This is a genomic window from Pseudomonas sp. BAY1663, assembly GCF_000582595.1.
Lineage (GTDB): Bacteria > Pseudomonadota > Gammaproteobacteria > Pseudomonadales > Pseudomonadaceae > Stutzerimonas > Stutzerimonas stutzeri_AF.
Genome location: NZ_AZSV01000006.1, coordinates 1 through 10,988, shown reverse-complemented (window position 1 = coordinate 10,988; position 10,988 = coordinate 1). Strand labels below are relative to the sequence as shown.

Genomic DNA, 10,988 nt, shown 5'->3' with positions numbered 1-10,988 from the left:
AAAAAAACCGCCCCGAGGGGCGGTTTTTCTGGTGCGGGACGAGGTTACAGGCCGTTCTTGGCCTTGAACTCGCGGCGGCGGCGGTGCAATACCGGCTCGGTGTATCCGTTGGGCTGCTTGGTGCCTTCGAGGACCAGCTCCAGCGCAGCCTGGAAGGCCACGCTGTTGTCGAAGTCAGGTGCCATCGGGCGGTACAGCGGGTCGCCCTCGTTCTGGCGATCGACCACGGCGGCCATGCGCTTGAGGCTTTCGATCACCTGATCCTTGGTCACTACACCGTGGCGCATCCAGTTGGCGACGTGCTGGCTGGAGATACGCAGCGTGGCGCGGTCTTCCATCAGCGCGACGTCGTTGATGTCCGGCACCTTGGAGCAGCCGACGCCTTGTTCGACCCAGCGGACCATGTAGCCGAGGATGCCCTGGGCGTTGTTGTCCAGCTCGTTGCGCTTCTCTTCCTCGCTCCAGTTGGTGTCCTGTGCCAGCGGGAGGGTGAGGATGTCGTCGATGGACGCTTTCTCGCGCTTGGCCAGCTCGGCCTGACGTGCCTGCACGTCGACCTTGTGGTAGTGCATGGCGTGCAGCGTGGCGGCAGTCGGCGACGGGACCCAGGCGGTGTTGGCGCCGGCCAGCGGGTGGCCGACCTTCTGCTCGAGCATGGCGGCCATCAGGTCCGGCATGGCCCACATGCCCTTGCCGATCTGCGCCTTGCCCTGCAGGCCACAGGCGAGGCCCACGTCGACGTTGTTGTTCTCGTAGGCGTTGATCCACTTCTCGGCCTTCATGGCGGCCTTGCGCACCATCGGGCCGGCTTCCATGGAGGTGTGGATCTCGTCGCCGGTGCGGTCGAGGAAGCCGGTGTTGATGAACACCACGCGCTCGCGCGCTTCCTTGATGCAGGCCTTGAGGTTGATCGTGGTGCGACGCTCCTCGTCCATGATGCCGACCTTGAGGGTGTTGCGCGCAAGGCCGAGGACGTCCTCGACGCGGCCGAACAGTTCGCTGGCGAAGGCCACTTCTTCCGGGCCGTGCATCTTCGGCTTGACGATGTACATCGAGCCGGTGCGGGTGTTCTTGCGGCTGGTGTTGCCGTTGAGGTTGTGGATGGCGATCAGGCTGGTGAACAGGCCGTCCATGATGCCTTCCGGCACTTCGTTGCCGTCCTTATCGAGGATGGCGTCGTTGGTCATCAGGTGGCCGACGTTGCGGATGAACAGCAGCGAGCGGCCGTGCAGGGTCAGCTCGCCGTTGCCGGCGGCCTGGGTGTAGACGCGGTCCGGGTTCATCGCGCGGGTGATGCGCTTGCCGCCCTTCTCCAGCTCCTCGACCAGATCGCCCTTCATCAGGCCGAGCCAGTTGCGGTAGACGATGGTCTTGTCGTCGGCGTCGACGGCGGCGATGGAGTCCTCGCAGTCCATGATGGTGGTCAGCGCCGCTTCCATCAGGATGTCCTTCACGCCGGCGGCATCGGTCTGGCCGATCGGACTGGCCGGGTCGATCTGGATCTCGAAGTGGATGCCGTTGTTCTTCAGCAGTACGGCGATCGGTGCGCCGGCTTCGCCCTGGAAGCCCTGCAGCTGGGCCGGGTTCTTCAGGCCGGTGGTGCTGCCGTTGTTCAGCGCGACGACCAGCTTGCCGCCGTCGATGCGGTAGCCCGTGGAATCGGCATGCGAGCCGGTTTCCAGCGGGGCGGCCTGGTCGAGGAAGTCACGCGCGTAGGCGATGACCTTGTTGCCGCGGACTTCGTTGTAGCCCGGGCCCTTCTGCGCACCGCCTTCCTCGGAGATGGCGTCGGTGCCGTACAGCGCGTCGTACAGCGAGCCCCAGCGGGCGTTGGCGGCGTTCAGGGCGAAGCGCGCGTTCATGATCGGCACCACCAGCTGCGGGCCGGCCATGTGGGCGATCTCTTCGTCGACGTTCTCGGTGGTGGCCTGGAAGTCTTCGGCTTCCGGCAGCAGGTAGCCGATTTCCTGCAGGAAGGCCTTGTAGGCCACGGCGTCGTGGGCCTGACCGGCGCGGGCCTGGTGCCAGGCGTCGATCTGCGCCTGCAGCGCGTCGCGCTTGGCCAGCAGGGCGCGGTTCTTCGGCGCCAGGTCGTGGATGACGCTGTCGGCGCCGGCCCAGAAGGCCGCGGCATCGACGCCAGTGCCAGGAATCGCCTCGTTGTTCACGAAGTCGTACAGGACTTTGGCGACCTGCAGGCCACCGACTTGAACGCGCTCAGTCATTACTCGCCTCACTTGGTTCTTCTCATTCGCCGGACGGATTCGTTTCTTGTAGTCCGAGTCGCCGGATACTACATGAAGCCGTGGGGAAAATCAGTCCGCTGTCGGTCGCGTGCCGTTGGGGCATTGCGCGGCGGTCCTGCCGGCCTTGGCCTGCTATACCTATTGGGCCCTGTCCGCGCTGGACGCAGCGGCGCATCGCGCGGGCGGCTCACCCATTTTCAGCCAAGGAGCATCCCATGGAGCACCTCGTACTCACGGTCATCGCCGAGGATCAGCCGGGGCTGGTCGAGCGGCTGGCCCAATGCATCGCCGACCACGGCGGCAACTGGCTGGAGAGCCGCATGTCGCGCATGGCCGGGCAGTTCGCCGGCATCCTGCGGGTAGCCGTGCCGGCGCCGGCCCACGCCGAACTCAGCGCCGCGCTGCAAGGGCTGCAGGCCCAGGGCATTCGCGTCCTGCTGGCGCACAGCGGCGCGGAGCCGGAGACGAACTGGCAGGAGATCCAGCTGGAACTGGTGGGCAACGACCGCCCGGGCATCGTGCGCGACATCACCCGGCTGCTGGCCGAGCACGGCATCAACCTGGAAAGCCTGGACACCGACGTGCTGCCGGCGCCGATGAGCAGCGAACCGCTGTTCCGCGCCGAGGCGCGCCTGGCGGTGCCCAGCGAGCTGTCGCTGGAACTGCTGCAGCAGCGTCTGGAAACCCTGGCCGATGACCTGATGGTGGAACTCAGGCTGCAGCCGACCAGCTAGCACGGCTTCAGGCGGCGCTCCGGCGCATGATGCGCCAGGCGTCCAGGCTATACACCGCAAGGCCGGCCCAGATGCAGAAGAACGCCAGCTGCCTGTCCACCGGGAAGGGCTCGCCGAACACCTGCACGGCGAGGACCAGCAGCAGCGTCGGCGTCAGGTACTGCAGGAAGCCCAGGGTCGAGTAGGGCAGGTGGCGCGCGGCGGCGTTGAAGCCCAGCAGCGGGACCAGCGTCACCGGCCCGGCGGCCATCAGCCAGAGCGCCTCGGAGGTGCTCCAGAATGCCGGCTCGGTACTCGCGCCGCTGCCGAAGAACAGCAGCCAGGCCGCGGCGACCGGCAACAGCAGCCAGGTTTCCACCACCAGCCCCGGCAGGGCGGCCACCGGCGCCTGCTTGCGCAGCAGGCCGTAGGTGCCGAAGCTCAGCGCCAGCACGATGGAGATCCAGGGAAACTCGCCAAGCGTCAGCAACTGCAGGCTGACCCCCACTGCCGCCATCGCCACGGCCAGCCATTGCAAGGGCCGCAGGCGCTCGCGCAGCACCACCAGCCCGAGCAGCACGTTGACCAGCGGGTTGATGTAGTAGCCGAGGCTGGCCTCGACCATGCGGTCATGGTTCACCGCCCAGACGTAGATCAGCCAGTTGGCCGCGATCAGCACGCTGGAAATGCCCAGCACGCCGAGGCGCCGCGGATGCGTCAGCAGCTCGCGCCACCAGCCCGGATGGCGCCAGAGCAGCAGCACCAGGGTGCCGAACACCGCCGACCAGATGACGCGCTGGGTGACGATCTCGAGTGCGCTGAATTGCTCGAGCGACTTGAAGTAGAGCGGAAACATGCCCCAGATGCTGAAGGTTGCCAGCCCCAGCAGGTAACCTTTGCGCAGATCGGCGGTAGCCATGGAGTCCTTCGACGGCAGCGGGAGGCCGGTCATTCTGCGCCGCAATGTCGCACTTGTCTGCTGGTATCACTCTCTGCAATGCGTCGATGGGGAACACGGCCCGGCTGGTCCCGTCAGAGTTCGAAACGGCAGTCCATTGGAGGCAGCATGAAACTTCGCACCCAGGTGGCCCTGGTCACCGGCAGCACCCACGGTATCGGCCGTGGTATTGCCGTGAGACTGGCCGAGGAAGGCGCCGATGTGGTGCTCAACGGCCGCGAGGACGATGCCGAGGCGCGCGAAAGCGTCGAACAGGTGCGCCGCTGCGGGCGCCGCGCCTGCTTCATCGCCGCCGACGTCAGCCGGGTCGAGGAGTGCCGGCGCCTGGTGCGCGAGAGCGTCGAGCGCATGGGCCGGCTGGATATCCTGGTCAACAACGCCGGGGTGCAGACGCATGCGGCATTCCTCGATGCCCGCGAGGACGACTACGATCGGGTACTGGACGTCAACCTGCGCGGGCCGTTCTTCCTCGCCCAGGCCTTCGCCCGCTATCTGCGCGAGCAGGGCCGCGGCGGGCGCATCATCAACAACAGCTCGGTGCATGAAGAACTGCCGCACCCCAACTTCACCGCCTACTGCGCGAGCAAGGGCGGCCTGAAGATGCTGATGCGCAACATCGCCATCGAGCTCGCCCCGCTCGGCATCACGGTGAACAACGTGGCCCCGGGAGCCGTGGAGACGCCGATCAACCGCGAGCTGATGAGCCAGCCGGACAAGCTCGCCAGCCTGCTGCAGAACATTCCCGCAGGGCGCCTCGGCCGGCCACACGACGTGGCTGGCGTGGTCGCCTTCCTGGCCTCGGCGGACGCCGAGTACATCACCGGAGCTACACTGGTAGTCGATGGTGGCCTGCTATGGAACTACAGCGAGCAGTGAATGACCGATACCCAGACGCATCCCCCGTTCGACTACGACACCAGCGCCGTCTCCGCGGCCGACACCCTGACCCCGGCCGACCGCTATCAGGAGCTGTTCGTCGCGGTGCAGATGCAAGGGGTGTTCGCCGACAGCAAGACCTTCGTCGACTGCGCGCCGCTGCATCACCCGGAGCTGATCCTCGAGCGCTACCGGACCCGCTGCGGCGATCCCGGGTTCGACCTGAAGGCCTTCGTCGCCGAGCACTTCAGCCACTACCGGCTGCCTGCCAAGGAATTCGTCGCCAACCCCGACGACAGCCTGGCCGAGCACATCGACCGGCTCTGGCCGGTGCTCACCCGGCATCCGCAGGAACACCCCGCGTACTCCTCGCTGCTGCCGCTGCCGCACGACTACGTGGTGCCGGGCGGACGCTTCACCGAGCTGTACTACTGGGATTCCTACTTCACCATGCTCGGCCTCGACGAGAGCGGGCGCTGCGACCTGCTGCGCTCGATGGCCGACAACTTCGCCTACCTGATCGACACCTACGGGCATGTGCCCAACGGCAACCGCACCTATTACCTGGGGCGCTCGCAGCCGCCGGTGTTCGCCCTGATGACCGAGCTGTTCGAGGAAACCGGCGTGCATCGGGCCAGTGATTACCTGCCGCAGCTGCGCAAGGAATACGCCTTCTGGATGGATGGCAGCGACTCGCTGCGCCCGGGCGAGTCGCACCGGCGCTGCGTCTGCCTGGCCGACGGGTGGTGCTCAACCGCTACTGGGACGAGCGCGACACCCCGCGCGAGGAATCCTATCGCGAGGATGTCGAGACGGCGCGTGCCAGCGGCCGGCCGCGCCACGAGGTCTATCGCGACCTGCGCGCCGGCGCCGAATCGGGCTGGGACTTCAGCTCGCGCTGGCTGGACGATGCGCACCGCCTGAGCACCATCCGCACCACCGGTATCCTGCCGGTGGACCTCAACAGCCTGCTCTACCGGCTGGAGCGGCAGATCGCCGAACTCTCCGCAGTGAAGGGCCAGTCGGCCTGCGCAGCCGAATTCCGCCAGCGTGCCGCGACGCGGCTGGCGGCGATCGATCGCTACCTATGGAACCCGCAGGTTGGCGCCTACTTCGATTACGACTGGCAGGGCCGGCGCCAGCGCGACAACCTCACCGCTGCCACCCTGGCGCCGTTATTCGTGCAACTGGCCAGCGCCGAGCAGGCCGCCGCGGTCGCCGGCATCGTGCGCACGCGCCTCCTGGCCCCCGGCGGGTTGTCGACCACCGAGATCGCCGGCAGCGGCGAGCAATGGGATCGGCCCAACGGCTGGGCGCCGTTGCAGTGGATCGGCATTCGCGGATTGCAGCACTACGGGCACGACGCGCTGGCGCTGGACATCGAGGCGCGTTGGCTGAGCATCGTCGGCCACCTGTTCGAACGCGAAAGCAAGCTGGTCGAGAAGTACGTATTGCGGCCCTGTACCGAACACGCCGGCGGCGGTGAGTATCCGCTGCAGGATGGTTTCGGCTGGACCAATGGCGTTACCCGCAAACTGATGCAGGAAGACCCCAGCCACCAGGCCAACCGCTGCCGTGCCGGGCATTGCCGCGCGCAATGGGCCGATGCGCGCGAGCACAGCAGGCAAAGGGCGCCCTGATGGCCGGACGGCCGCTCACGGGCGGCGGTAGGTCAGCAGCACGATGCCGGTGACGACGATCAGCCCGCCGACGATCTGCCCCGGATTGAGCAACTGATCGAGCACCAGCCAGCCCAGCAGCAGGCTGGCCAGCGGCTCGACGTTCATCACCGGCGCGTTGCGCGGCATGTCCAGCCGCGGCACCGAGACGAACAGGGTGATGAAGCCCGTGCCGTAGAGCGCCACCAGCGCCGCCAGCGCCAGCCAGCCGGTGCTGCTGGCCGGCAGGGCGAGCCCGCCGGGCAGGACGCCGCTGAATCCGGCGAGATTGGCGCTGGCGAACACGATCAGCATGGTCAGCATGCTGCGCACCGAACCGCGCAGCGTCGACAGCTTGTGATCGGTGACCCACAGCGCGCAGGCGAAGGCCGTGGCGGCGCAGAACGCCAGCGTCACGCCCAGCGCCCACTGCGGGCCGCCGGCTGTGTCGCTGGCCAGCCGCGCGGGCACGTCCAGCACCAGCGCCAGACCGACGAGGATCACCCCCATCAGTGCCGCGGTACGTGCCGTCGGCCGGGGGCCGCCCAGCGCCCAGGTCAGCAGGGCCAGGAGGATCGGAAACAGATTCGCCACCAGCAAGGCGATGGCCACGGGAATGCGTGCCACCGCCGAATACAGGCACAGGCTCTGTATCGCGATCAGCAGGCCGAGCAGCAGCTGCCAGCGCCAGGTGGCGGCGCCCAGGCGGACGGGCTGGCGCTGCCAGGCCACCAGGGCGGCGAGCGCCAGCAGGGTGCCGCCGGAGCGCATCAGGATCGCCAGCAGCACGCCGGCGCCGTCGTCGAAGGCGATCCGCGCCGCGATGTGGTTGCCGGCGAAGGCGCAACCGAGGCAGAGCAGCAGGAGCACGGCGATGTGGCGCGCAAAGGGTGTCGCTGCGAAAACAGCGGGGGGCGTGGACATGGACTTCTCTTGTCAGGGGTTGCCGTTTCGCCGTAAGCCGCGCCGCTGCGAGAGCTCCATCGTAGGAGCGGGCCATGCCCGCGAAGTTTTGCAGCGGGCCAGTTCGCGAGCATGGCTCGCTCCTGCAAGGCGCGAAAGGCCGAATGATCGCCGGCCCGCATGGTGACAGCAAGCCACGTCAGGGGCGGCGATAGGGATTCGCCGTCACCGGGGACAGGTCGAAGGTGCCTCTCTCGACGAAGCGCTGGGTGCCGAACAGGCCGCCGGCGAGCTTGCCGCGCAGCACATAGGGCACTTCCTGCATGTCGATGTTTTCGGCAAGGCCCAGCGCCTGGCGTGCCGCGGAGAAGGCCGAGATGGTCACCGGCACGCTGAGCACCGTTTCGCCGAAACGTGGCACCGTGCCGCGCTGGTCGCTGACGCCGCTGGCCAGCCGCCGGCCGTTGACCTCCAGGTCCAGCGCGACGCCGTTGTAGTCGATGGCGCCGTCGTTGGGATTCTGCAGGCGCAGCCGGACCAGGAAGCGCAGCTCCAGGCCTTCGCCCTGCAACGGCTGGATGCCGGCGACCTGGACGTTGAGCGGATCGCGCGGCGCAAGGGCGGCGCAGGCGCCCAGGGCCAGTGCGAGCAAGGCCACCAGCAGCAGGCGCAGGGTTCGCGCCGGGGAATGGCGCTCGTGGAATGTGTGCACTCAGGCTTTCCTGTCCAGGTTCTTGATGCCTTGCAGCAGCTCGATGGGCAGCGGGAAGACGATGGTCGAGTTCTTGTCGCCGGCGATGTTGCTCAGCGTCTGCATGTAGCGCAACTGCATGGCGCCCGTCTGGCGGCCGAGCATCTCGGCGGCCTGCATGAGCTTCTCCGAGGCCTGCAACTCGCCCTCGGCATGAATGACCTTGGCCCGTCGCTCGCGTTCCGCCTCGGCCTGGCGGGCGATGGCGCGGATCATGGATTCGTCGAGGTCGACGTGCTTGATCTCGACGTTGGACACCTTGATCCCCCAGGCATCGGTCTGCGCGTCCAGCACCTGCTGGATGTCGTTGTTGAGCTGCTCGCGCTCGGCGAGCATGTCGTCCAGATCGTGCTTGCCGAGCACCGCGCGCAGCGTGGTCTGCGCCAGCTGGCTGGTGGCCGAGTGGTAGTCCTCGACCTGGATGATCGCCTTCTCCGCGTCCAGCACGCGATAGTAGACCACCGCGTTGACCTTCACCGAGACGTTGTCGCGGGAAATCACGTCCTGGGTCGGTACGTCCAGCACCAGGGTACGCAGGTCGACCCGGACCATCTGCTGCAGGCCGGGAATCACCAGGATCAGCCCCGGCCCCTTGACCTTCCAGAAGCGCCCGAGCTGGAACACCACGCCGCGCTGGTACTCGCGCAGGATGCGGAACGCCGAGGCGACCAGGCCTGCCAGCAGCACCAGCAGGACGATGAAACTCATTTCATAACCCATGATTCAGCTCCTCTTTCATAGGGGCGACCTCCAGTTGCAGGCCGTGCCGGGCGACTACGCGCACCTGCTGCCCGGCCTGCAGCGGCGTGGCGCTGCGGATCTGCCAGTTCTCGCCCTGCAGGTGGGCCCAGCCGTTCGACGGCGCTTGCGGCTGCACCGCGCTGACCACCGCCAGGCTGCCGATCAGTTCGCTGTCGCCGCCGACCAGTTGCCGGCGCCGCGCTCGCAGCGCCATGGCGACGATGGCGAACACCAGCAGCGCGCTGGCCAGGCCCAGCGGCACGATCAGCCACAGCGGAATGCCGTAGCCGGGCACCTCGGTGTCGATGAGGATCACCGCGCCGACGACGAACGCGGCGACGCCGCCGATGCCCAGCACGCCGAAACTCGGCAGGAACGCCTCGGCCACCATGAAGGCGATACCGAGCAGGATCAGCGCCACCCCGGCGTAGTTCACCGGCAGCAGTTGCAGCGCGTAGAGCGCGAGGATCAGGCAGATGCCACCGAGCACGCCGCCGGCACCGATACCGGGGTTGGAGAACTCCAGGATCAGCCCGTAGATGCCGATCATCATCAGGATCAGCGCCACGCTGGGGTTGGTGATCACCGCCAGCAGGCGCACCCGCCAGTCCGGCGCGTGCTCGATCAGCTCGGCGCCGGCGGTCTGCAGTTGCACCTCGGCGGAAACGGTCCGCAGCGTCTTGCCGTCGAGCTGCGCCAGGAGGTCGGCGAGATCGCTGGCCAGGTAGTCGATCACCTTGAGCTCCAGCGCCTCCGACGCGGACAGGCTGACCGCCTCGCGCACGGCCTGTTCGGCCCACTCGGCATTGCGCTCGCGCAGCTGGGCGAGGCCGCGGATATAGGCGGAGGCGTCGTTGATCTGCTTGCGGCTCATGGCATCGCCGGGCGCTGCGGGGCTTGCTCCTCGTCGGCATCCGGTTGCTGTGGCGGGGCGCCGGGCATGCCGCCACCGATCTGCACCGGCGTCGCCGCGCCGAGATTGGTGCCGGGGGCCATCGCCGCGATATGGCTGGCATAGAGCATGTAGGTGCCGGCGCTCGCCGCGCGCGCGCCGCTGGGCGTCACGTAGGTGGCGACCGGCACCGGGCTGGCGAGGATTTCCTTGATGATCGCGCGCATCGAACTGTCGAGGCCGCCGGGAGTGTCCAGCTGCAGCACGAGCAGCTGGGCGGCTTCGTCCCGCGCATGCTGCAGCCCGCGGATGATGTAGTCGGCGCTGGCCGGACCGATCGCGCCCTCCACGCGCAGCACCGTCACCGGTGCCGCGGCCGCTGCCGAACCGGCCAGCGCGAACAGCAGGAGCAGCAGCCAGCCCAGGCGCAGGGGCAGGTGGCGAGACATGGGTTATCCTCCGCAGGCAGCTCGGCGATCGGCCCGGTATCTGTTCAGCGTAGACGACCGGGGGCGGGGCACCCGTGGCTGCGCCGGTTCGCCGCTGCCGGCGTCCGGCCGAACCCGTGCCCGGTAACCGCCACAGCCCCCTGGCGGGTGCCGACAGCAGAAGGAGCCGACCATGCGCGCCCACCATCCTGACCACGGCCATGCCGGAGAAGCAGGGCCGTTCTGCCCGCCGATGCGGGCGAGGTGGCGGTGATGCCGGCGCCCCGCAACAAGACCGTCGAGGCGTTGATGCGCGCCGTACGCTGGGTCGGGTTGGTGGCCTGTACGCTGGCCGCGTTCGGCTACCTGGCCATCGGCAACTACAACATGGCCGGGCTGATGCTGGCGCTGGCCGTGCTGTCCTGGATCAATATCCGCCGCAAGCGCGCAGCGGAGCCGCCGCGACGCTGAGCACCTCAGCGCCCGCGCCGGCCGAGGACCAGGCCGATGCCCAGCGCCAGCAGCGCGCCGGCGCCCAGCGCCAGTCGGCCGGGCGTCGACGAGTCGAGTGCGAGCGCCTGCTGGCGGACCTGGTCGCCGAAGCGGCCGTCGATGCGATGCAGGCCTTCGACCGGCTGGAAGAGGTTGTCCGGGCGCCGTCCGCTTCCGCCTCGGCGCTCATCTGGCCGTCCCAGGCCCGCCTGGCCAGCAGCCGGTCGAGCAGGCCGGGCATCAACAGCGTGCCGATGATCGCCTTCAGGCTCGCGCTGCCGACCCAGAGTTCGCGCGGCGCCTCGCGGGCGGCGCGCAGGATGGCCCGCG

8 protein-coding genes and 3 pseudogenes are annotated in these 10,988 nt (G+C 68.2%); 4 read left to right on the top strand and 7 right to left on the bottom strand.

Annotated features, from left to right (window positions below; translation table 11 throughout):
• Positions 1-44: 44 nt before the first annotated feature.
• Positions 45-2,225 (bottom strand): malate synthase G, encoded by a 2,181-nt coding sequence (locus BAY1663_RS03180; RefSeq protein WP_037037907.1) that lies wholly within the window; start codon positions 2,223-2,225, stop codon positions 45-47.
• Positions 2,226-2,461: 236 nt separating this feature from the next.
• Here BAY1663_RS03180 and BAY1663_RS03175 point away from each other — a divergent pair, with 236 nt between their 5' ends.
• A complete protein-coding gene (locus BAY1663_RS03175; protein WP_037037905.1) occupies positions 2,462-2,980 on the top strand; it encodes a glycine cleavage system protein R in 519 nt (172 codons plus the stop codon).
• A 7-nt stretch (positions 2,981-2,987) separates the two neighbouring features.
• On the opposite strand, the gene rarD is transcribed toward BAY1663_RS03175, so the two are convergent.
• Positions 2,988-3,878, bottom strand: coding sequence for an EamA family transporter RarD (rarD, locus tag BAY1663_RS03170; RefSeq protein ID WP_037038017.1), 891 nt, complete (start codon positions 3,876-3,878; stop codon positions 2,988-2,990).
• 147 nt (positions 3,879-4,025) lie between these two features.
• On the opposite strand from rarD, the gene BAY1663_RS03165 reads away from it, so the two are divergent.
• Together BAY1663_RS03165 and treF are read left to right on the top strand one after the other, a co-directional pair.
• Positions 4,026-4,793: an SDR family NAD(P)-dependent oxidoreductase gene (locus tag BAY1663_RS03165; protein ID WP_037037904.1), complete on the top strand. Its 768-nt coding sequence runs from the start codon at positions 4,026-4,028 to the stop codon at positions 4,791-4,793.
• Positions 4,794-6,433 (top strand): annotated as a pseudogene (gene treF / locus BAY1663_RS03160) (alpha,alpha-trehalase TreF). It abuts the gene before it with no gap.
• A 15-nt stretch (positions 6,434-6,448) separates the two neighbouring features.
• Here treF and BAY1663_RS03155 read toward each other — a convergent pair.
• From BAY1663_RS03155 to BAY1663_RS03140, 4 genes and pseudogenes are all read right to left on the bottom strand, one after another.
• The gene (locus tag BAY1663_RS03155) at positions 6,449-7,375 is read right to left on the bottom strand and encodes an EamA family transporter (RefSeq protein WP_037037902.1); all 927 of its coding nucleotides are present in this window, start codon (positions 7,373-7,375) and stop codon (positions 6,449-6,451) included.
• A gap of 178 nt (positions 7,376-7,553) precedes the next feature.
• The gene (locus tag BAY1663_RS03150) at positions 7,554-8,066 is read right to left on the bottom strand and encodes an LEA type 2 family protein (RefSeq protein WP_037037900.1); all 513 of its coding nucleotides are present in this window, start codon (positions 8,064-8,066) and stop codon (positions 7,554-7,556) included.
• Positions 8,067-8,825: a slipin family protein gene (locus BAY1663_RS03145; RefSeq protein ID WP_037037898.1), complete on the bottom strand. Its 759-nt coding sequence runs from the start codon at positions 8,823-8,825 to the stop codon at positions 8,067-8,069. It abuts the gene before it with no gap.
• A pseudogene (locus BAY1663_RS03140) lies at positions 8,815-10,187 on the bottom strand (nodulation protein NfeD). Before BAY1663_RS03140 ends, BAY1663_RS03145 begins: the two are co-directional and overlap by 11 nt.
• 252 nt (positions 10,188-10,439) lie before the next feature.
• Here BAY1663_RS03140 and BAY1663_RS03135 point away from each other — a divergent pair.
• On the top strand, positions 10,440-10,637 hold the full coding sequence (locus tag BAY1663_RS03135) for a hypothetical protein (protein WP_037038016.1): 198 nt from the start codon (positions 10,440-10,442) through the stop codon (positions 10,635-10,637).
• 5 nt (positions 10,638-10,642) lie between these two features.
• On the opposite strand, the pseudogene BAY1663_RS03130 reads toward BAY1663_RS03135, so the two are convergent.
• Positions 10,643-10,988: pseudogene (locus BAY1663_RS03130) on the bottom strand (short-chain dehydrogenase); the annotation flags it as partial.

Excerpts from the sequence above, each read along its gene's own strand:
- rarD (WP_037038017.1), bottom strand. The coding sequence starts at position 3,878 with ATGGCTACCGCCGATCTGCGCAAAGGTTACCTGCTGGGGCTGGCAACC.
- BAY1663_RS03165 (WP_037037904.1), top strand. The coding sequence starts at position 4,026 with ATGAAACTTCGCACCCAGGTGGCCCTGGTCACCGGCAGCACCCACGGT.
- BAY1663_RS03145 (WP_037037898.1), bottom strand. The coding sequence starts at position 8,825 with ATGGGTTATGAAATGAGTTTCATCGTCCTGCTGGTGCTGCTGGCAGGC.
- BAY1663_RS03135 (WP_037038016.1), top strand. The coding sequence starts at position 10,440 with ATGCCGGCGCCCCGCAACAAGACCGTCGAGGCGTTGATGCGCGCCGTA.
- BAY1663_RS03175 (WP_037037905.1), top strand. The coding sequence starts at position 2,462 with ATGGAGCACCTCGTACTCACGGTCATCGCCGAGGATCAGCCGGGGCTG.
- BAY1663_RS03180 (WP_037037907.1), bottom strand. The coding sequence starts at position 2,225 with ATGACTGAGCGCGTTCAAGTCGGTGGCCTGCAGGTCGCCAAAGTCCTG.
- BAY1663_RS03155 (WP_037037902.1), bottom strand. The coding sequence starts at position 7,375 with ATGTCCACGCCCCCCGCTGTTTTCGCAGCGACACCCTTTGCGCGCCAC.